Source organism: Cupriavidus pampae, from assembly GCF_914271485.1.
Taxonomy (GTDB): Bacteria; Pseudomonadota; Gammaproteobacteria; order Burkholderiales; family Burkholderiaceae; genus Cupriavidus; species Cupriavidus pampae.
In genome coordinates, this window is sequence record NZ_CAJZAG010000006.1 from 109,242 (window position 1) to 130,341 (window position 21,100).

Here is a 21,100-nt window from a genome sequence, read left to right on the forward strand (position 1 = left end):
CGCCAGCAGGCATGGCTGCCCCGCTGGCGCCGCAACCCGATATCTGAATCCGGAGAACCCTCATGAACTTCCCCGCCGACCTGAAGTACACCGAGTCGCACGAGTGGGTACGCGTCGAAGCCGACGGCACCCTGACCATCGGCATTACCGATCACGCGCAGGACGCGCTGGGCGACATCGTCTTCCTCGAACTGCCTGAAGTCGGCCGCGCGGTTGGCGCCGGCGATGCGCTGGCCGTCGTGGAATCGGTGAAGGCCGCTTCCGACATCTACGCGCCGGTGGCCGGTGAAGTGATCGCCGTCAACGAGGCCGCGACCGCCGCGCCCGAGAGCGTCAACGCCAACGCGTTCGAGGCCTGGCTGTTCAAGCTCAAGCCGGCCAACGGCGATGACGTGAACGGCCTGATGAACGTGGACGCCTACAAGGCCAACGTCGGCGCCTGAGCGCCGCCCGGGTTGCCTTCCGCTCAGCCAGCGGAAGGCGCCGCCACGATGTATTGCGACGCATCTGTACGAAATACCTGGCCTCACCGGCCGACCACCGGTGCCGCCACAACGAGATCCTTGCCATGAACGCCCCGCTGCCCACGAACGCTGCCGCGCAATCCCGGCCCACGCTGGCCGAACTGGAGGCGCGCGACGCCTTCTCCGCCCGTCATATCGGCCCGGACTCCGCCGAACAGCGCCATATGCTGAAGGTGCTCGGCTTCGAGAGCCGCGCCGCGCTGATCGATGCCGTCATCCCCGCCGCCATCCGCCGCCGCGATGGCATGCCGCTCGGTGAGTTCACCGCGCCGCTGACCGAAGAAGCCGCGCTCGCGAAACTGCGCGGGCTGGCCGGCAAGAACAAGGTACTCAAGAGCTTTATCGGCCAGGGCTACTACAACACGCTCACGCCGGGCGTGGTCCTGCGCAACATCTTCGAGAATCCCGCCTGGTACACCGCGTACACGCCCTACCAGCCGGAAATCTCGCAGGGTCGCCTCGAGGCGATGCTGAACTTCCAGCAGATGGTCACCGACCTGACCGGCCTCGATATCGCGAATGCGTCGATGCTCGATGAAGGCACGGCCGCGGCCGAGGCGATGACGCTGCTGCAGCGCGTCAACAAGCATGCGTCGACCACGTTCTACGTGGCAGACGACGTGCTGCCGCAGACGCTGGAAGTGGTACGCACGCGCGCGCTGCCGCTTGGCATCGAGATCAAGGTCGGCCCCGCGGCCGACGCGGCCAGCGCCGATGCATTTGGCGTGCTGCTGCAATACCCGGGCGTCAATGGCGACGTAGCCGACTACCGCGCGATTGCCGAGGCAGTGCACGCGGCCGGTGGTCTCGTGGTGGCGGCGGCCGATCTGCTGGCACTGACGCTGATCACCGCACCCGGTGAATGGGGCGCGGACGTTGCGGTGGGCAACTCGCAGCGCTTTGGCGTGCCGCTCGGCTTCGGCGGCCCGCATGCCGGCTATATGGCGGTCAAGGATGCGTTCAAGCGCTCGATGCCTGGCCGCCTGGTTGGCGTGACCATCGACGCGCAGGGCAACAAGGCCTACCGTCTGGCCCTGCAGACGCGCGAACAGCATATCCGCCGCGAGAAGGCGACCTCGAACATCTGTACCGCGCAGGTGCTGCTGGCCGTGATGGCCTCGATGTACGCGGTCTACCATGGCCCGCAGGGTCTGCAGCGCATCGCGCAACGCGTGCACCGCCTGACGGCCACGCTGGCCGCGGGCCTGAAGGCACTCGGCCACGCTCCGCTGAACGAGACGTTCTTCGACACCCTCACGCTCGAGACCGGTTTCAATACCGAGGCGATCCACGCGGCCGCCACCTCGCACGGCATCAACCTGCGCCATGCCGGCGGCACGCGCATCGGCGTCTCGCTCGATGAAACCGCGACGCGCGCGGACGTGGTCACGCTGTGGGAGATCTTCGCGCACGGCAAGCCGCTGCCCGACTTCGACGCCGTGGAAGCGACCGTTGCCGACGGCTATCCGGCCACGCTGGCCCGCCAGAGCGCGTACCTGACGCATCCGGTGTTCAACACGCACCATGCCGAGCACGAGATGCTGCGCTACCTGCGCATGCTCGCCGACAAGGACCTCGCGCTCGATCGCACGATGATCCCGCTGGGCTCCTGCACGATGAAGCTCAACGCCACCAGCGAGATGATCCCGGTGACGTGGCCCGAGTTCAGCCGCATCCATCCGTTCGCGCCGCTCGACCAGACCGTGGGCTATCGCGAAATGATCGACCAGCTGGAAGCAATGCTGTGCGCGGCCACCGGTTATGCGGCCGTGAGCCTGCAGCCCAACGCGGGTTCGCAGGGCGAGTACGCGGGCCTGCTGATCATCCAGAAGTACCACGCGAGCCGTGGCCAGAGCCATCGCAACATCTGCCTGATTCCGTCGTCCGCGCACGGCACCAACCCCGCATCGGCGCAGATGGCCGGCATGCAGGTGGTGGTGGTGGCCTGCGACGACAACGGCAACGTCGACCTCGCCGATCTCGCGAAGAAGGCCGAGCAGCACAGCGCCAACCTCGCCGCGATCATGATCACGTACCCGTCGACGCACGGCGTGTTCGAACAGGGCGTGCAGGAGATCTGCGAGATCGTGCATCGTCACGGCGGCCAGGTCTACGTGGATGGCGCCAACATGAACGCGATGGTCGGCACGGCTGCGCCGGGTCATTTCGGTGGCGATGTGTCGCACCTGAATCTGCACAAGACTTTCTGCATTCCGCACGGCGGCGGCGGCCCGGGCGTGGGTCCGGTGGCCGTGGGCGCGCACCTCGCGGACTTCCTGCCGAACCAGGACAGCGTCGGCTATCGCCGCGACGACAACGGCATTGGCGGCGTGTCCGCCGCGCCGTTCGGCTCCGCGAGCATCCTGCCGATCTCGTGGATGTATATCGCGATGATGGGTTCCGACGGCCTGACCGCGGCCACCGAGAACGCGATTCTTACGGCCAACTATGTGGCGCGTCGCCTGGCACCGCACTTTCCGGTGCTGTACACGGGCCAGCACGGCCTGGTGGCGCACGAATGTATTCTTGACCTGCGTCCGCTGCAGAAGGACACCGGCATCAGCAACGAGGACGTGGCCAAGCGCCTGATGGACTACGGCTTCCACGCGCCGACCATGAGCTTCCCGGTACCGGGCACGCTGATGATCGAGCCGACCGAGAGCGAGGCGCTGCACGAGCTCGATCGCTTTATCGACGCGATGATCGCGATCCGCGCCGAGATCGCGCGCGTGGCCGATGGTTCGTTCGACCGCGAGGACAATCCGCTGCGCCACGCGCCGCACACGGCGGCCGTGATCACCGCGAACGACTGGACGCATGCCTACACGCGCGAGGAAGCAGCCTATCCGGTGGCATCGCTGCGCACGCAGAAGTACTGGCCGCCGGTTGGCCGTGCCGACAACGTGTACGGCGACCGCAACCTGTTCTGCTCGTGCGTGCCGATGAGCGAGTACGCGGAGGACTGAGCAAGCCCCGCCTGTCAGGCGCAGCCGGACACCCGGGGCGGCGCCAAAGCGCTATGCTCAGGGCACGCCCACATTCGCGGCGTGCCCTGAGCGGAGACCTCTTTCATGTGGCATCTCGAAGCGCCCTGGTGGGAATTCGTGCTGCGCGGCCTGATTGTCTACGGCGCGCTGCTCATCCTGATGCGGATGTCCGGCAAGCGACAGATCGGTCAGCTCACGCCGTTCGACCTGGTCCTGTTGCTGATCATCTCGAATGCAGTGCAGAACGCGATGAACGCCGGCGACAACTCGGTGGCGGCGGGACTGATCCTGGCCGTGACACTGTTTGCCGCCGACGCGGGGCTCGGCTATGTCACATGGCTGAGCCGACGCGCCGAATCGTTTCTGGAAGGGAAACCGCAGATCCTGATCCACGACGGCAAGGTCTACGATGAGGTGATGCGGCGCGAGCGGATCAGCCAGCACGAACTGCACAAGACGCTGCGGCGTGCGGGCTGCGAGCACCTGCAGCAGGTGCACGTGGCGATTCTCGAAACCGATGGCAGCGTGAGCGTGATGAAACGCGAGACGCTGCCGCCGGACCGGCAAGGTCCGGGTTCGCTCTGGCGCGATCCCGGTGGTTCAGGACTGGATGCGCCGGTATAGCGTCTGACGCTACCCCACAAAAGGCCGCGCGCAATGATGGAGAACTCCCGTGGCTGTCAGCGTCTTCGATCTGTTCAAGGTGGGTATCGGCCCATCGAGTTCCCATACCGTGGGCCCGATGCGCGCCGCGCTGATGTTCGCGCAGGGGCTCGAGCGTGATGGCCTGCTGCCACAGGTGGCCAGCGTACGCATGGAGCTGTATGGCTCGCTCGGTGCCACCGGCAAGGGGCACGGTACCGACAAGGGCGTGATGCTCGGCCTGATGGGCGAGGCGCCCGATACGATCGATCCCGACACCATCGAGGCCAAGCTTGCCGCGGTTCGCCAGGCGCGCACGCTGACGCTGCTGGGCACGCACACGGTGCCGTTCGTCGAGCGCGACCACATTGCGTTCTACCGGCGCGAGGCCCTCGCCGAGCATCCCAACGGCATGAAATTCCACGCGTTCGACGCGGCGGGCACCCCGCTGCGCGAGGCGCGTTACTTGTCCGTCGGCGGCGGCTTCGTCGTGACCGCGGGCGCGCCGAACACGCAGGTGCTGGCCGCCGGCAAGCAATTGCCGCATCCGTTCACGAGCGGCCGCGCGATGCTCGATATGGCTCGCGAGAGCGGCAAGTCGATCGCGCGCCTGATGCTCGAGAACGAACTCACCTGGCGCACCGAAGCGGAAGTCATCGACGGCCTGATGCATATCTGGGACGTGATGCAGCGCTGCGTCGCGCGCGGTTGCCGCACCGAGGGCGAGTTGCCAGGGCCGTTCAAGGTGCGGCGGCGCGCGCCCGAGCTGCATCGCAATCTGACCGAGCGTGCTGAACGTACGCTGTCCGATCCGCTGTCGGTGATGGACTGGGTGAATCTGTACGCCATGGCCGTCAACGAAGAGAACGCTGCTGGCGGCCGCGTGGTGACGGCGCCGACCAACGGCGCGGCCGGCATCATTCCCGCCGTGCTGCACTACTACGATCGCTTCGTGCCGGGCGCCAACCGCGCGGGCGTGGTCGACTTCCTGCTGACCGCCGGGGCGATCGGCCTGCTGTACAAGCTCAACGCGTCGATCTCCGGTGCCGAGGTTGGCTGCCAGGGCGAGGTCGGCGTGGCGTGCTCGATGGCTGCAGGCGCGCTCACGGCCGCGCTCGGCGGCACGCCCGAGCAGGTGGAGAATGCCGCCGAGATCGGCATGGAGCACAACCTCGGGCTGACCTGCGATCCCGTCGGCGGTCTCGTGCAGATTCCGTGCATTGAACGCAATGCGATGGCCTCGGTCAAGGCTGTCAATGCTTCGCGCATGGCACTGCGCGGCGATGGCACGCACTATGTTTCGCTCGACTCGGTGATCAAGACCATGCGCGAGACCGGTGCCGATATGAAGACCAAGTACAAGGAAACCGCGCGTGGCGGGCTCGCCGTAAATATCGTCGAGTGCTGACGGGCTGGTACTGAAAGTCAGTGCCAATGGTCCGGCGCAAAAACTTGCGGATCGCGGGCGCGCGCGTATGATTTCCCCTGCGCCGTTGGCCCCGACCCACCAAGAAGAAAGCAACGCCATGCAGACCTTCCATCAGCTGTTCGACGACGTCTCGTCCACCTTCACTTACCTGCTGATCGACAAAGGCACGCGCGAAGCGCTGCTGATCGATCCGGTAGACCGACAGTTCGAACGCGATATGGCATTGCTGGCTGCGTCCGGCGCGCGGCTCGTATGGGTGGTGGAAACACACGCGCATGCGGACCACATCACGTCCGCCGGCCACGTTGCGCAGCAGACCGGCGCGGGTACCGCGGCGCCATCAGGTTGCGATATCAAGCCGGCACTCAAACAGTTGATCGATGGCGACACCCTGACCTTCGGCACCCAGGTCCTGCGCGCGATGCACACGCCGGGCCACACCGCCGGCAGCATGAGCTACCTGTGGGACGAACCCACGCCGGATGGCACCGTGCGCCGCGTGTTCACCGGCGATGCGCTGCTGATCGACGGCTGCGGCCGCACCGACTTCCAGTCAGGCGACGCGGGTACGCTCTACGACAGCCTGACGTTGAAGCTGTTCCGGCTGCCCGACGACACGCAGGTGTACCCGGCGCACGACTACAAGGGCCGCACCTCGTCGTCGATCGCGCGGGAACGCGCGCATAACAGCCGCGTGGCCGGGCGCTCGCGCGACGAGTTCATCGCGATGATGAAGACGCTCGATCTGCCGCGTCCGAAGATGATCGATATTGCCGTACCGGCCAACCAGCAGCTGGGCCTGCAGGGTCGTGAACGCGACGGCGAGCGCGTGCCGCACGGCGCCTGAACACAAGGGAACCAAGACATGTCCGAGTACACGACCGAAGTGCTGTGGGAGCGGGGCGATCAGGACTTTCTCGACAAGCGCTACAGCCGCCGGCATGTGATCCGTTTCGATGGTGGCATCGAGGTGCCTGGCTCGGCTTCGCCGCACGTGGTGCCGGTGCCGATGTCCGACCCGGCGGCGGTCGATCCCGAGGAAGCGTTCGTGGCGTCGCTCTCGACCTGCCACATGCTGTGGTTTCTCGGACTGGCGGCGAAGGCGCGCTTCCGCGTCGATCGCTATGTGGACAACGCCGTCGGCGTGATGGAGAAGAACGCCGAGGGCCGCATCGCCATCACCGTTGTCACGATGCGCCCGCATGTCACCTTCTCGGGCGAGCGGCTGCCCACGCGCGAGGAGCTCGATCATCTGCATCATGCCGCGCATGACGCCTGCTATATCGCGAACTCGGTGAAGTCTGAAGTGCGTTGCGAACCGGTTTATTGAACGCAGTAAATCGTGCTTATATCGCTTACCGCGCGCACGAATTTATTCAATTGACTTGCCTCCGGGCCGCTGCAAATACTGGCTGCGAGCGCGCGACAAGGTTCGCGCCGGGGAGCCGCCATGAGACAGGTCAGATTCTTAACCGTCGGCTTGAGCGTGACAGCGCTCGTGTTATCGACGAACGTAGCGCAGGCGCAAAGCAAGCCAGTCGCTTATCCCGCCAAGGGCCAGTCGACGCAGCAACAGGCAAGCGACGATAACGCCTGCAATGGCTGGGCGAAACAGCAGACCGGCGTCGATCCCGCCCAGCTCGCCACATCGCCGCCACCCGCGCAGGCCCAGTCCGGTCAGCGCGTGCGCGGTGCCGCGGGAGGCGCGGCAATGGGTGCGGTGGCAGGCGCGATCGGTGGCGATGCCGGCAAGGGCGCGGCAGCGGGCGCCGCCGTGGGCACCATGGCCGGTGGCATGCAGCACCGGCAGCAGCGCCGTCAGGCTGACGCGCAGAACGCACAGGTATCGGCGAACAAGGAGCAGGCCATGGGCAGCTACTGGCAAGCCTGGCGTGCCTGCATGAGCGGCAAGGGATACTCGGTGCAGTGAGGCCGGGGAGGCCGGGGGAGGCCCGGGTGGCCTCAGGCCTCCCAGCGCTCGCAGGTCAGCCGGACCGTATCGCGCAGGCTGTGCGCTTCCGCATCGGCCGCGCGTACCCAGCTCGCATCGCCATCGCGACGCTCGGCCAGCGCGCGGATATTGGCGAGCGCATCGAGCGAGCCCAGCGCCTCAGCATGCGGCACCAGGGCATCGCAGATCGAGACGATGTGCTCGGCAATCGGCATACGCGTCAACTCGTTCGGGTGGACGTATTCGCCATCGAGCCCGAACCGGCATGCCTGGAAGCGATTGAACGTGTAGACGAGGTAGTCATCTTCCTGCGGCATAAACGGCCGCGACAGCAACAGATACCGCGACAGCGCCTGAATATAGGCGGCGATATCGCACGCGCGCGTCACCGTGAGCGGCGTGTCCATGACGCGGACCTCGATCGTGCCGAACTCCGGCTTGGGACGAATATCCCAGTAGAAGTCCTTCATGCTCTCGATCACGCCGGTCTTGCGCATTTTCTCGAAGTACGCGCCGAAGCCCTCCCACGTCAGCACGTGCGGGGCGCGGCCGCTCATCGGAAACGCGGCCACCGAATTCAGGCGTGCCGACGCAAAGCCGGTGTCGACGCCCTGCACATAGGGCGACGAGGCGGCCAGCGCGATGAAGTGCGGTACGTAACGGCCAATCGCGTGGAGCAGGAACAGCGATTCGTCGGCACTCGGACAACCGATATGCACGTGCTGGCCAAACACCGTGAACTGCTTGGCCAGATAGCCATAGAGTTCGGAGATGTACTGGTAGCGCGGCGAATTGGAGATCGTGCGATCCGACCATTGCTGGAACGGATGCGTGCCGCCACCGCAGATGCCGAGATTCAGCGATTTCGATGCGGTGCTCATGAGGTCGCGCATCGTCGTCAGTTCGTCGAGCGCCTGCGCGTAATCGCGACAGATGCCCGTGCTGATCTCGATCATCGACGGGCTGAGCTCCGGCTTGATATCGCCGGCGTGCTGCGCGCCCTTGAGCGCGCGCAGAAGATCGGGGGCGAACGGCGCGAGGTCGTAGTCGTGACGATTGACGAGCTGCAGTTCCAGCTCGACGCCGAAGGTCAGTGCCTCGGAATGCTTGAACGGTTCGAGCGACATCAGCGCCCTCCTCCATTACTGCGTACCTCGCCCGCGAAACGCAGGGCCCAGGTCGCGATGAGCGGACTCACCAGTTGTTCGATCGCCAGCGCGCACAGGATGATCGAGGCCAGCGGGCCACCCGTGCTCGGATACAGCCGCGCGATATCGCTCATCAGCAGATAGGCGAGGCCGGACATCGGCGTGAGCGCGAGCCCGAGCGCCATGCACTGGCGCAGGCTCAGCCCCGAGAACGAGCCCAGCGACACCACACCCACGAGCTTGGCCACATGCCGCATCACCACGAGCACCAGCGCCAGCATACCGCCGACGACCCAATCATGGGCGGTGAGCGGCAGACCGAGCGAGACCACCATCACGATGATCAGCAGGCTGCCCGCGCTGCCGAAGTGCGTCGGCCAGACATGCGGCTGACGATCCTGGTGCTTGAACACGATGCCCGCGAGCAGCAGCGTGAGCGGCATCGACAGCTTGAGCAGGCGCGTCAGCGCCAGCGTGAAGAGCACGAGGCCCACGAGCACGAGGAAGCTGTAGTGATCGTCGGCCGACATGCGCGTGTAGACGGTATGGCCGAACTTGCCCACGATCCATGCCAGCAGGCACGAGCCCACCAGCAGATAGAGCGGATGCAGCAGCGCGGCGCCGAGGTTGCCGTATTCGGAGTGGAGCCAGCCGGTGGCCACCTGCACGATGGTGGCGGCATAGATACTGTTGAGCGCGGCCATCGCCATCAGCCGTTCGGTCACCTGCCCCTCCGCGCGCAGTTCGTTCTTGAGCTGCAACACGATGGTCGGCGAGGTACTGACCGCGATCCCGCCAGCGAGGATGGCCACGCCCGGCGAGGCGCCCATCCATTGCAGCACCCAGGCCACGAGGCCCCAGGTCAGCAGGCTTTCGGCGGCGCTGGTAAACAGCAGCCAGCGGTTGGCGCGCAGCCACGACAGCGAGAGCCGATGGCCCAGTTCGAACAGCGCCAGCGCGAGTGCCATGTCGATCAGCACGCGCGTCTGCGCAATCATGTTGTCATCGACGATGCTGCGTCCCAGCGTGCCCGCGAACAGGCCAACCACCGCATAACCGACGATGCGCGGGAAGCCCAGCCAGCGCCGCCCGAGTTCGCCGGCGAGACCGGCGCCGATCAGCGCCAGGCCAACCCAGAACAGGCCGCCGGGGACAAAGGGGAACGTGGGGAAAAGTTGACTCAGTCCATTCATGGGCGACATGGTAACGGAAGCACTTCAACTTGATTGTCGGGGTTTGTCCGACAGTGTTTGCATTCCGCGCGCATGTTGCGTGAACAGCAAGCAAAAAGCACCATCGTCGCCGATGGTGCTTTTGTAGTTTTTTCAGATTGGTACGCTGGCCAACCGAGCGCCAGCGCGTGGACGGCGTCTAGTGGCGGGTGCGCCGCGTGCTCAGACGCCCCAGATCTTCCACGCCGGCCGCGTCTCCTTGAGGGCTGCTTCCACCTTGACGTAGAGCGCGCGCGTGCGCCCCTTGTCGGCGTTCAACGAGCGGGCGCGGTCGAACCAGCCGAGCGCGACTTCGCGTTGCGCAAGGCCCAGCGCCGCCTGTGTGGCGAGCAGGTAGGTTTCGGCGTCCCAAAAGTCGCCGGTGTCACGCGCGGCGAGCGCAGCCGTGAAATCGGCCAATGCCTCCTCGTAGCGCTCCTGGCCCACGAGGATGCGTGCACGCTGCGCGCGCGGCGGGGCCTGATCGTAGGCATCGCCCTCGGTCAGCGCGATCGCGGTTTCGAACAACGCCAGCGCGCGTTCGGTATCGCCGAGGTCGCGCCAGATCCCGCCGAAACGATTGTGCAGCCAGGGATCCTCGACCACTAGCGCACGCCGTTGCAGGGCTTCGATCTCGTCCAGCGCATCGGCGCGATCGTGCGGATCCATGGCAGGCGAGCCCGGCGCCAGTGGCACGGCACGCAGCGCGGCATAGTGCGCGCGCGAGTGGGCCATGGCGTGGCCCGCTTCGCTGCGCGCCTCCACCGGCAGTGCATCGAGCCGCGCATCCATCTGCGCCAGCGCGTCGCCGGCCGTCGCGGCCGCCGCGCTGCCACCGATGCGCGCCCACGCGCCCATCATGCGGCTGAACGCCCAGCCCACACGCGACGGGTCGCGTTCGACCGGATAGCGTGCCAGCACCTCGGCCGCCAGTTCCACCACCTTCGGCCACTGATTCGCGCCGGCATGGGCATCGAGCATGTCGATCCAGTGCTCGACAAACTCGCTTGCCGCCATACCCTTGTGGTGCAGCGCGAGCCGCTCCTCAAGGTGGGCGGCATCGGCCGGCAGGCTGCGCGCGAGCAGTCCGCACAGCTGCGAATAGAGATGGGCATCGGCGTTGCCGCCGTGGCCGTTCGCATCGCCATCGCCAGTCGCGAAATACTGTTCGAAGCGCTCGAGGCCAGTCCGGCATGCCTGCACGAGGACCGGCTGCAGCGCGGTGCGCGCGGCGGGCACCTCGTCGATAAAGTCGCGCAGCGCCGCGGCCGCATGGTAGTAGCCCGCGCCGTCGTCGCTGTCGGCGCGCAGCGCAAAACCCTGCCACGCCGGCGGCGCGCTCGGCTCGTCCCCGTTTTTGCCTGCCGCACTGGCCTGATGGCGCCAGCTCAGTTCCCGTACCTGCGCCTGCGGGTCAGGCCGTTGGCGCAGATAGACGGCTAGGTCCTCCAGCGCACCGGCCCGGTCGTACGCCAGCCGCAGCGGCGCGCGCAGGCGGCGTGCTTCGGGATGATCGGGCGCGTCGGCCAACACGCGCGCGGCCTGCTCGGCGGCAAGCGCGTCGCCAGCATCGGCATCGAGGTCGAGCAGATCGGGGGAATCCAGAGCGATGCGCCCTAGACAGATGCGCAGCAGCGGCTCGGCCGGCGTTCCCGTGGCCTCGGCCTGGGCAAGGTGGGCCTGCACCAGCGGCAGGATGTCGGCGGCGCCGAGATCCGGGGCGCGATAAAGCAGGTCATGCCAGTAACGGCCCGCGCGCGCGAAGTCCTCGAGTTCGTAGGCGGCCAGGCCGGCATAGAAATGCGCGGCCCATTCGCCGGTGGCCAGCCCATTGCGCTGCGCGGCCTCGTGCAACCAGGGCTGCGCCTCGCGCCGGCGCTCCGCGCGCAGCAGCAGCGTGCCGTACTGATGCGCGATCAGGCCGAGCGAGGCCAGCCGGTGCACGGGCGCCAGTGTGGTGGCTGCCGTGGCGTCAGCAGACGCGTCATCGGATGAAATGGGGGCCAACGCGGAGGCCAACGCGGGGTCGCCGGCGGAGGCGCCAAAGCGCGCCACGGCTTCGTCGAGCGCAGCCAGCGCGGCCGGCAAGTCGCCGGCATCGGCCAGCAACTGCGCGCGCAGCGTCGCATGATCCACCACGTCCGGCTGGTTCTGCCAGAGCTGCCCGGCAATTCGGAGCGCTTCATCCTGGCGTCCCGCCTCGGCCAGCGCCACCGCGCGCTCGTAGCTCACATCCTGCACCGACGGCTCCTTCGGAGAAAATTTCAGCAAGTGCGGAATTATGCGCCAGCCGCGCCTTGTCTTAGCGAGAGAACAAGAGGGAAAAGGCGCCTGTTTCGGCTTGCCATCGGCCCGGGAACCCGCACACCCGCACCGCATTTGGACGGTTGGCGATTTCGGCACGGGTCGGTGCCGGGCTATAAAGAGCGCTCCGTTTCAGGGGAGATCGCCATGCTTCGATGGGTTGCCAAGGGCCTGCTGCTCTTGATGTTAGGCGGCGCGACCGTCGCCGTGGTCGTGCGTCTGCACCGGTCCGCCGCACCCGATGCTGCGCCGCCGGCGGACGGGAATCAGGCCGGTGGCGCCCGGGATCAGGCAGCACAGGGGTTGCCCCCGATTCAGTCTCCGATGCCAGCGCCAGTCCAGCCGCCCGGCGCGAACGACCTCGGCGATGTGCAGGCCATCGGCCACGCGCTGGTGGCCGCCACGCATCCGGCCGAACGCGGTGCGCTGCTCGCGCGGCTCGATCCGTCCCAACTGCGCGCGGTGCGCCAGTTCCTGACGCTGAATCCGCCAACGTTCGACGGTCCGCAGCACCACATCGCCATCTTCGACGCCGAGCGGTACGGCAACTGGCTGACCGCGCGTGCCGACGTCGATGCCCACCTGCGCAATGGCGCCATGGTCGAATTGCTGGCCGACTATATGCTGCAGTCGAGTCGTGGCGCGTCGAGCCCCGGTGACGCGCTCGATGCCCGCGCGGTGGCCACGCTGGCGACCTTGCCCGATGCAGTGGAAGTGGCGGAAGTCCTGGTGGCGCGTGGATTGCGCGCGACGGTAGAGGAGCGGCTGAACGTGCTCGAGCACGGCGCGGCGGGTGACGAAGGCACCCTCGATACGCTGGAGCAGGCGCGTCTCGCCCTGATGATCGCGGCGGACGACATGGAAACGACGCAGCACGCCGATTAAGCGAGAGACAGAAAGGGACGAAAAAAAAGAGCGGGCACAAGGCCCGCTCTCTTCATGACCCGCGGCGGTGACTTACTTGCCGCCAACCGTTTCCAGCACGGTCCACTTGCCGTCCGCAACCTTGTAGACGGTAATGCCGCCGTCCTTCAGGTCGCCACGCGCGTCATAGGCCAGCGTCTTGGTGGTCACGCCAGGCATGCTGGTGGCGGCCAGCACCGGCAGATAACGCGCCGGATCGGCCGAACCGGCCTTGATCATCGCGGTCATCATCGCGGTGGCGCCGTCATAGGCGTACGGCGAGTACGTCTGGACCTTGCCGCCAAAACGCTTCTCGTACTTCTTCTCGTAGGCGCTGCCACCGGGCATCTGCTCCAGCGGCAGACCCGCCAGCGATACCACGGTGCCGTCCGACGACGTGCCGGCGAGCTTCAGGAAGTTGTCCGTCTTGGACATCTCGCCCGACACCAGCGGCGCCTTCATGCCCAGTTCCTTGATCTGCTTCGCCATCGGCGCCGATTGCGTTTCCGCGCCGCCATAGAAGATCACGTCCGGGTTGCTGCGCTTGATGTTGGTCAGCACGGCCTTGAAGTCCACCGCCTTGTCGTTGGTGTACTCGCGGCGCACGATCTTGCCGCCGGCGGCCTTGGCGGCCTTCTCGAACTCGTCGGCCAGACCCTGGCCGTACGCGGTGCGGTCATCGACGATCGCGATGTTCTTCGCGCCGAGCTTCTTCACCACGTACGCACCGATCACCGAACCCTGCTGGGTGTCGGACGTCATCATGCGGAACGTGGTCTTGAAACCCTGCTTGGTGTACTCGGGCGCCGTCGCCATGGCGATCTGCGGAATGCCGGCGCGGTTATAGACCATCGACGCCGGAATGCTGGTGCCGGAGTTGAAATGGCCGAGCATGCCCTGAATGCCGGCGTCGACGAGCTTCTGCGCGACGACCGAGCCAGTCTTCGGATCTGCCTGGTCGTCTTCCGAGACCAGAACGAACTTCACTTCCTTGCCGCCGATCTTCGGCTTGGTGGCATTCATGTCCTCGATCGCGAGGACCACGCCGTTCTGCATATCCTTGCCGTACTGCGCCTGGCCGCCGGTCATCGGTGCGGCAAAGCCGAGCTTGATTTCCTGTGCCTGGGCGAATGCGGCCGAGGCCATGGTCAGGCCGGCAACGGTCATGGCGATCGTCATGGCCGTCTTGTGGAAGGTCGTGTTCATCAGTTCTCCTTGGTCCCATCTGTGCCGATGTGGTCGGCGTTTATTGCGGTCCGAGGTGGCAGCCCCAAACCGTTCCCTGGTTGCGCGACGGCGGCGGGATCACCGCGCCGTCACCCCCTTAGACATGCCGACGGCCGAGGATCTCAACCGATCGTCATCAAGCTTGCATTGCCTCCGGCCGCCGCCGTGTTGACCGACAGCGAGCGCTCGATCAGCAAACGCTCGAGCGCGATATTCGGTTCACCGTGCGCCAGCCCCTGCACACCGACGATCGGACCCGGGCGCGCAGCCACCTGCTCGCAGACGGTGCGCAACTGATCGGAGTCGCCGTGGTGCAGTACAGCATCGAACGTGGCATCGGCGGACGACCAGTCGCCACGATCGGCAACGAGGCGGACGCGCGATTGTACTGCCTTGGGCAGCCGTGCCAACAGCCCCTTCGCCAGCGGGATATCGGCCCAGGTGGCTTCCGCGCCAACGGCCAGCACCGCCGCCAGTTGCAGCGCCAGATCGGACTCCTGTTGCGCAAGGCAGAGCACGCGCTCGCGCGGCAGCAGCGAGTAGGTATTGCGTTCACCGGTCGGTCCGGGCAGCGTGACCGAGAGGCCCGCCGGCGATGCCGCGGCAAACTGCACGCAGGCAGCCGCCAGTGCCGACTCGCCCGCACCCTGCGCCCACACCTGCAACGCGTCCAGCGCCTCGCTTCCCAGGCGCGGCACATCGGGCGCACCGTTTGCATCGGAGCCGCGCACCGTACGCGCTACCGCGTCCTGCGGGCACACCGACAGCAGGCGGTGCAGGTATAGCGGGCCACCGGCCTTGGGGCCGGTGCCGGACAGACCCTCGCCACCGAACGGTTGCACGCCAACGACGGCGCCGACGATATTGCGGTTGACGTAAAGATTGCCGACGTGCGCGCGATCGACGATGCGCGCGATGGTTTCATCGATACGCGTATGGATGCCGAGCGTCAGGCCGTAGCCGGTGCCGTTGATCTGGCCGATCAGCGTGTCCAGCGCGGCGCGCGGATAGCGCACCACATGCAGTACGGGGCCAAACACCTCGCGTTGCAGTTCCTCGATGCTGTCGAGCTCGATCAGCGTCGGCGGCACGAAAGTGCCATGACGGCATGCGGCGGATTCGATGACGGCGGCATCGGCCTGATGCACGCGGCGCCCCTTGGCACGCATCGCATCGATATGGCGCACGATATTGCCGCGCGCTTCCTCGTCGATCACGGGACCCACGTCGACCGACAGGCGGTCCGGATTGCCCAGCGTGAGTTCGCGCATCGCGCCCTTGAGCATCTCCAGCACGCGGTCGGCCACATCTTCCTGCAGGCACAGCACGCGCAGCGCCGAGCAACGCTGACCGGCGGAGTCGAAAGCCGACGACACCACGTCGCCCACCACCTGCTCGGCCAGTGCCGACGAGTCGACGATCATCGCGTTCTGGCCGCCGGTTTCGGCGATCAGCGGAATCGGACGGCCGGCCGCGTCGAGGCGGCCCGCCACGTTACGCTGCAACAGGCGCGCGACCTCGGTCGAACCCGTGAACATCACGCCCTTCACTCGCGCATCGCCCACCAGCGCCGCGCCCACGGTTTCGCCGCGGCCCGGCAGCAGTTGCACGGCACCAGCCGGCACCCCGGCCTCGCGCAGCAGGCGCACGGCCTGCGCGGCAATCAGCGGCGTCTGTTCGGCCGGCTTGGCCAGCACCGGGTTGCCGGCAGCCAGCGCAGCTGCCACCTGGCCGGTAAAGATCGCGAGCGGGAAATTCCACGGGCTGATACAAACCACGGGACCCAGCGGACGATGCGTATCGTTGGAGAAACCTTCGCGCACCTGCACCGCGTAGTAGCGCAGGAAGTCGACGGCCTCGCGCACCTCGGCGATGGCGTTCGAGAACGTCTTGCCGGCCTCGCGCATGATCACGCCCATCAGCGACTGCATCTGCGCTTCCATCAGATCCGCGGCACGCTCGAGCGCGGCGGCGCGCACGTCCGGCGGCGTCGCCTGCCAGATCGGCGCGGCGTTGACCGCGGCCGCCAGCGCGGCTTCCACCTCTGCCGGCGTGGCCTCGCTCACGTGGCCCACGACGTCGCGATGGTCGGCCGGATTCAGCACCGGCGCGAACGCGGCATCTGCGCGCGCTGCGTCGTTGCCCAGCAGCGGCTCGGCGCGTACCTGATCGCTCGTGCTGGCCAGCAGTGCCGAGGACAGCGAGGCAAGGCGATGCTCGTTGGACAGGTCGATGCCCGCGGAATTGGCGCGCGCATTGCCGTACAGCGTGCGCGGTTGCGGAATGCGCGGATGCGGCTGGCCCAGCACGCCTTCGTCGCGATGCATGGCTTCGACCACGGCCACCGGGTCCGCCACCAGTTCGTCGAGCGCGATCGTTTCGTCGGCGATGCGGTTCACGAACGACGTGTTCGCGCCGTTCTCGAGCAGACGACGCACCAGATACGCGAGCAGCGTTTCGTGCGTGCCCACCGGTGCATAGATCCGGCACGGGCGGCCAAACTTGCCGTCGGCGAGCGGCCCTACCACCTGGTCGTACAGCGGCTCGCCCATGCCGTGCAGGCATTGAAACTCATACTGGCCCGGATAGTAGTTCTGGCCCGCAATCTGATAGATCGCCGACAGTGTGTGCGCGTTGTGCGTGGCGAACTGGGGATAGATCGCATCGGGCACCGACAGCAGCTTGCGCGCGCAGGCGATGTACGACACGTCGGTGTAGACCTTGCGCGTATAGACCGGATAGCCCTCGAGGCCGTCCACCTGCGCACGCTTGATCTCGCTGTCCCAGTACGCACCCTTGACCAGACGGATCATCAGGCGATGGCGGCTGCGACGCGCGAGGTCGATCAGGTAGTCGATCACGAACGGGCAGCGCTTCTGGTAGCCCTGTACCACGAAGCCGATACCGTTCCAACCCGCGAGGTCGGGCTCGAAGCAAAGACGCTCGAGCAGATCTAGCGAGATCTCGAGGCGGTCCGCCTCTTCTGCATCGATATTGATGCCGATGTCGTACTGGCGCGCGAGCATCGTCAGCGATTTCAGGCGGCCATACAGTTCGCCGATCACGCGCTCGTGCTGCGCGCGGCTATAGCGCGGATGCAGCGCCGACAGCTTGATCGAGATGCCCGGGCCTTCATAGATGCCACGGCCGCGCGAGGCCTGGCCGATCGCGTGGATCGCCTGCTCGTACGACGCCAGGTAGCGCTGCGCGTCGGCCTCGGTCATCGCGGCCTCGCCAAGCATGTCGTACGAATAGCGGAAGCCTTCGGCTTCGTACTTGCGCGCGTTGGCCAGCGCCTCGGAAATGGTTTCACCGGTCACGAACTGCTCGCCCATCAGGCGCATCGCCATGTCCACGCCCTTGCGGATCAGCGGCTCGCCGCCCTTGCCGATGATGCGCGTGAGCGCCTTCGACAGCCCGGCCTCGGTATGCGTGGCCACGAGCCGGCCGGTCAACAGCAGGCCCCAGGTGGCGGCATTGACGAACAGAGACGGGCTCTGGCCCAGGTGCGACTGCCAGTTGGCGCCGCTGATCTTGTCGCGAATCAGCGCGTCGCGCGTGGCCTTGTCGGGGATGCGCAGCAGCGCCTCGGCCAGGCACATCAGTGCCACGCCTTCCTGCGACGACAGCGAGAACTCCTGAATCAGGCCCTGCACGAGGCCTTCACGGCCGGTGCCCACCTTCTGCTCGCGCAGGCGGCTCGCGAGCGTCTTGGCCATCTTGATGGCGGCCTCGCCCTGCTTCTGCGGCAGGCGAGCCTGCTCGAGCAGCACCGGGACGCATTCGGTTTCGGGACGGCGATAGGCCGAAGTGATGGCGGCACGCAGCACCGATTGCGGCTGGATGCTCTGCGCGAACTCGAGGAACGGTTGCGGCACGGCGTCGCCGCCCACTTCAGCGCCATCGACGCCGTCGGCCTCGCTCACGCTGGCGGCACCCGCGTCGCTCGGCTGATAGCCGCGCTCCACCTGCTCCAGGTAGGTGAAGATGGCCTGCTTGATCAGCCAGTGCGGGGTGCGGTCGATGGATTGGGCGACGCGCTTGAGGCGTTCGCGCGATGCGTCGTCGAGTTTGACGCCGAGCGTGGTGGTGGCCATGCGAGGAATTCTCCGAGGAATGCACGAGCAGGCCGGCGACAGCATGAGACAGCCTGCGGAATTTCCCGCATGTTACGCGCGTCGCGTCCTGAGGTGCAACCTAGTGCAACCCCTTAGTTGCAACCACGGTCTCCGGGTTGCACTTTCGCCACACAGATAGTGTCGGTCAGATACGCAACGGGTCGATTTCCAGCTGCCAGCGCACGCCGCGGCCGGCGTCACCGAGGTCGTCGAGCGATGGCAGCCATCCGGCCACGAACCGTTGCAGCAGCGGGCGGGAGCCCGCTTCGATCAGCATCTGCGCGCGCTCCTTGTTGAACACGCGCACCATCGACATCGGCACCGGATCGTGGAGTTGCACCTCCTCACCACCGGCGCAACCCTCGGCCCTCTCGCGCGCCGCGCGCAGAAAGGTCAGCGAGCGCTCCAGCTCGCGGTGCTCGGCCGTCAGCAACACCTGGTACGCAAACGGCGGCAGGCAGGCCTGGCGCCGCTCGCGCAGCTGGCTTGCGGCAAAGCCGTCGTAGTCGTGGCGCGCCAGCGCCTGCAGCGCCGGTGCGTCGGGATAGCGGGTCTGGATCAGCACCTCGCCCGCCAGCCCCGCGCGGCCCGCGCGCCCGGACACCTGCATCAGGGACGCGAACAGATGCTCGGCTGCGCGAAAGTCGTGGCTGAACATCGCCGCGTCCGGATGGACGATACCGACCAGCGTCACGCGCTGGAAATCGTGGCCCTTGGCGACCATCTGCGTGCCCACAAGGATATCGACCTCGCCCGCGTGCACGCCGTCGAACATCGCCTGGGCACTGCCCTTGCGGCGCGTCGAGTCAGCATCGATACGGGCCACGCGCGCCTGCGGAAAACGCGCGGCCAGCGCCTCTTCGATACGTTGCGTGCCACGCCCCAGCGGGGCGATATCCACATTGCCGCAGTCCGGGCAATGATGCGGCACCGGCGACTCCAGGCCGCAGTGGTGGCAACGCAGACGCCGCTCGGGGCGATGCAGCACCAGGTACGCCGAGCAGCGTGGGCAGCCGGACAGCCAGCCGCAGCTATCGCATGCGAGCACCGGCGCATAGCCGCGCCGGTTCAGGAACAGCAGGCTCTGCTCGCCGCGCGCCAGACGGGCGTCGATCGCCTCGAGTAACGGCTGCGACAGCCCCTCGTGCATGGGCCGCTGCCGCTGTCGCTCCACGTTCAGATCGATCAGGCGAACGGTGGGCAACGCGGCGTCGGCCTGCGCGCGGGCGCGCAGCACGAGCTTGCGATACGCGCCCTGCTCCGCGCGCCACCATGTTTCCATGGACGGCGTAGCCGAACCGAGCACGACCGGGATCGACAGTTGCTTGGCGCGCCAGACCGCAAGATCGCGCGCCGAGTAACGCAGGCCTTCCTGCTGCTTGTAGGACGTGTCGTGTTCCTCATCGACCACGATCAACCGCAGGTTTGGCGCCGATGCCATGATCGCCATGCGCGTGCCCAGCACGATGCGCGCCTCGCCCGTGTGAGCGGCGAGCCATTGCAGGCTCCGCTCCTGATCGGCCAGGCCACTGTGGAGAACTGCCAGCGGCAGCGCCGGAAACCGCGCCGCGACACGCGCCTGCAGCTGCGGCGTCAAGTTGATCTCGGGCACCAGCATCAGCACCTGCGCGCTGGGGTCGGCGGCCAGCACCGTCTCCATCGCGTGCAGATACACCTCGGTCTTGCCGCTGCCGGTCACGCCGTGCAGCAGGAACGGCGCATAGCCGGTGGCGTCGCCGATCGCCTTCACCGCGGCGAGCTGTTCGTCGTGGAGCGCGGGACGCGCGGACGGCGCCTGCGCGGGCGCGACCTCGAGCAACGGCCCCAGCGATCGCGAGACTTCCACCCAGCCGGCCTCTACCCATTCGCCGAGCCGGGCGGGCGCGGCGCTGCAAAGGGTACGCGCGACCGAGAGCGGCATCCAGCCATCGGCGCTCTCGGTGTCGGTGTCGGGACCGGCCGCATCGAAGTGGGGAGCCGCGGCAATCAACGCTTCGGCCAGCGCCTGTACGGTCTTCGCGCGCGGCGGCAGTGCGGCGCGCAGCGCTTCGGCCTGACCGGGCCGCACGCGGTAGCGCACGGTCCTTGCGCGGTCACCGAGGCGCGACCACGTGTCGGGATCGCGCAGCGATGGCGGCAACGCCGGCAACATCACTTCGCCAAGGCGCCGCTGGTAGTAGCCTGCGGCAAAGCGCGCGAGCGCGAGCCACGCAGGCGCCAGCGGCGGCAACCAGTCGACACGCGCCGCGATCGGACGCAGGCGGTCGGCGGGCACGTCGGTGCTGTCAGCCAGCGCGACCACCACACCCACCGCGCTGCGGCGGCCGAACGGCACCACTACGAGTTCGCCGGGGGCGATCGAGGCACCCGCCGGGTCGGCCGCGAGGTAATCGAAACAGTCGTCCGCAGGCGTGTCGATCGCAACACGCGCGATCGGCAAATGTGTGCCCATTGTCTGTGGTCCGGCCGCGACGCACGCCGCGTCGTCAGCCTTGTTGGTCACCATGGAATTGTCCGCGGCGGTGCAGGTCTGGTGCGCGGTCATTGTGCATGGCGGTGAGCGACAAATCCTGTGTGCGGCGCAACATCAACTTAAAGTAAAACTTCAAATGTGACCCTAAGTCGATGATAGATGAACGGTTTTGCCTGCCCATCC

Annotated in this window: 14 protein-coding genes; 8 read left to right on the top strand and 6 right to left on the bottom strand. The window is 67.0% G+C overall.

Annotation, left to right across the window (positions count from 1 at the left end; all coding sequences use genetic code 11):
* The first annotated feature begins 62 nt into the window (after positions 1-62).
* The 7 genes from gcvH (at position 63) to LDO41_RS15960 (ending at position 7,512) form a co-directional block, all read left to right on the top strand.
* A complete protein-coding gene (gcvH, locus tag LDO41_RS15930; protein WP_223989849.1) occupies positions 63-443 on the top strand; it encodes a glycine cleavage system protein GcvH in 381 nt (126 codons plus the stop codon).
* A 125-nt stretch (positions 444-568) separates the two neighbouring features.
* Positions 569-3,490 carry an aminomethyl-transferring glycine dehydrogenase gene (gene gcvP / locus LDO41_RS15935; protein WP_223989851.1) on the top strand — a complete coding sequence of 974 codons (2,922 nt, stop codon included), beginning with the start codon at positions 569-571 and terminating at the stop codon, positions 3,488-3,490.
* Positions 3,491-3,595: 105 nt separating this feature from the next.
* Positions 3,596-4,135 (top strand): DUF421 domain-containing protein, encoded by a 540-nt coding sequence (locus tag LDO41_RS15940; RefSeq protein ID WP_223989853.1) that lies wholly within the window; start codon positions 3,596-3,598, stop codon positions 4,133-4,135.
* A 49-nt stretch (positions 4,136-4,184) separates the two neighbouring features.
* Positions 4,185-5,561: an L-serine ammonia-lyase gene (locus LDO41_RS15945; RefSeq protein ID WP_223989855.1), complete on the top strand. Its 1,377-nt coding sequence runs from the start codon at positions 4,185-4,187 to the stop codon at positions 5,559-5,561.
* A 118-nt stretch (positions 5,562-5,679) separates the two neighbouring features.
* Positions 5,680-6,429, top strand: a complete 750-nt coding sequence (locus LDO41_RS15950; protein ID WP_223989857.1) for an MBL fold metallo-hydrolase — start codon at positions 5,680-5,682, stop codon at positions 6,427-6,429.
* Between the two features lie 18 nt (positions 6,430-6,447).
* Positions 6,448-6,912 (top strand): OsmC family protein, encoded by a 465-nt coding sequence (locus LDO41_RS15955; RefSeq protein ID WP_223989859.1) that lies wholly within the window; start codon positions 6,448-6,450, stop codon positions 6,910-6,912.
* A gap of 120 nt (positions 6,913-7,032) precedes the next feature.
* On the top strand, positions 7,033-7,512 hold the full coding sequence (locus LDO41_RS15960) for a YMGG-like glycine zipper-containing protein (RefSeq protein ID WP_223989862.1): 480 nt from the start codon (positions 7,033-7,035) through the stop codon (positions 7,510-7,512).
* A 32-nt stretch (positions 7,513-7,544) separates the two neighbouring features.
* Here the strand turns inward: LDO41_RS15960 and LDO41_RS15965 are convergent, their stop codons facing one another.
* From LDO41_RS15965 to LDO41_RS15975, 3 genes are all read right to left on the bottom strand, one after another.
* Positions 7,545-8,660 (bottom strand): YbdK family carboxylate-amine ligase, encoded by a 1,116-nt coding sequence (locus LDO41_RS15965; RefSeq protein ID WP_223989863.1) that lies wholly within the window; start codon positions 8,658-8,660, stop codon positions 7,545-7,547.
* Positions 8,660-9,874: a cation:proton antiporter gene (locus LDO41_RS15970; RefSeq protein WP_223989865.1), complete on the bottom strand. Its 1,215-nt coding sequence runs from the start codon at positions 9,872-9,874 to the stop codon at positions 8,660-8,662. Before LDO41_RS15970 ends, LDO41_RS15965 begins: the two co-directional genes overlap by 1 nt.
* Before the next feature lie 201 nt (positions 9,875-10,075).
* The gene (locus LDO41_RS15975; RefSeq protein ID WP_223989868.1) at positions 10,076-12,163 is read right to left on the bottom strand and encodes a hypothetical protein; all 2,088 of its coding nucleotides are present in this window, start codon (positions 12,161-12,163) and stop codon (positions 10,076-10,078) included.
* Between the two features lie 180 nt (positions 12,164-12,343).
* Here LDO41_RS15975 and LDO41_RS15980 point away from each other — a divergent pair, with 180 nt between their 5' ends.
* Positions 12,344-13,081, top strand: a complete 738-nt coding sequence (locus LDO41_RS15980; RefSeq protein ID WP_223989870.1) for a hypothetical protein — start codon at positions 12,344-12,346, stop codon at positions 13,079-13,081.
* Between the two features lie 72 nt (positions 13,082-13,153).
* On the opposite strand, the gene LDO41_RS15985 is transcribed toward LDO41_RS15980, so the two are convergent.
* The 3 genes from LDO41_RS15985 to LDO41_RS15995 form a co-directional block, all read right to left on the bottom strand.
* On the bottom strand, positions 13,154-14,305 hold the full coding sequence (locus tag LDO41_RS15985; RefSeq protein ID WP_223989872.1) for a branched-chain amino acid ABC transporter substrate-binding protein: 1,152 nt from the start codon (positions 14,303-14,305) through the stop codon (positions 13,154-13,156).
* 143 nt (positions 14,306-14,448) lie between these two features.
* Positions 14,449-18,423, bottom strand: a complete 3,975-nt coding sequence (putA, locus tag LDO41_RS15990) for a trifunctional transcriptional regulator/proline dehydrogenase/L-glutamate gamma-semialdehyde dehydrogenase (RefSeq protein WP_223989874.1) — start codon at positions 18,421-18,423, stop codon at positions 14,449-14,451.
* 166 nt (positions 18,424-18,589) lie between these two features.
* Complete coding sequence (locus tag LDO41_RS15995; RefSeq protein WP_455423705.1) at positions 18,590-20,950, bottom strand: primosomal protein N'; 2,361 nt, start codon at positions 20,948-20,950, stop codon at positions 18,590-18,592.
* Positions 20,951-21,100: the final 150 nt, after the last annotated feature.

Excerpts from the sequence above, each read along its gene's own strand:
- LDO41_RS15980 (WP_223989870.1), top strand. The coding sequence starts at position 12,344 with ATGCTTCGATGGGTTGCCAAGGGCCTGCTGCTCTTGATGTTAGGCGGC.
- LDO41_RS15955 (WP_223989859.1), top strand. The coding sequence starts at position 6,448 with ATGTCCGAGTACACGACCGAAGTGCTGTGGGAGCGGGGCGATCAGGAC.
- LDO41_RS15985 (WP_223989872.1), bottom strand. The coding sequence starts at position 14,305 with ATGAACACGACCTTCCACAAGACGGCCATGACGATCGCCATGACCGTT.
- LDO41_RS15950 (WP_223989857.1), top strand. The coding sequence starts at position 5,680 with ATGCAGACCTTCCATCAGCTGTTCGACGACGTCTCGTCCACCTTCACT.
- LDO41_RS15960 (WP_223989862.1), top strand. The coding sequence starts at position 7,033 with ATGAGACAGGTCAGATTCTTAACCGTCGGCTTGAGCGTGACAGCGCTC.
- LDO41_RS15995 (WP_455423705.1), bottom strand. The coding sequence starts at position 20,950 with ATGGTGACCAACAAGGCTGACGACGCGGCGTGCGTCGCGGCCGGACCA.
- gcvH (WP_223989849.1), top strand. The coding sequence starts at position 63 with ATGAACTTCCCCGCCGACCTGAAGTACACCGAGTCGCACGAGTGGGTA.
- LDO41_RS15940 (WP_223989853.1), top strand. The coding sequence starts at position 3,596 with ATGTGGCATCTCGAAGCGCCCTGGTGGGAATTCGTGCTGCGCGGCCTG.
- putA (WP_223989874.1), bottom strand. The coding sequence starts at position 18,423 with ATGGCCACCACCACGCTCGGCGTCAAACTCGACGACGCATCGCGCGAA.
- LDO41_RS15965 (WP_223989863.1), bottom strand. The coding sequence starts at position 8,660 with ATGTCGCTCGAACCGTTCAAGCATTCCGAGGCACTGACCTTCGGCGTC.
- gcvP (WP_223989851.1), top strand. The coding sequence starts at position 569 with ATGAACGCCCCGCTGCCCACGAACGCTGCCGCGCAATCCCGGCCCACG.
- LDO41_RS15970 (WP_223989865.1), bottom strand. The coding sequence starts at position 9,874 with ATGAATGGACTGAGTCAACTTTTCCCCACGTTCCCCTTTGTCCCCGGC.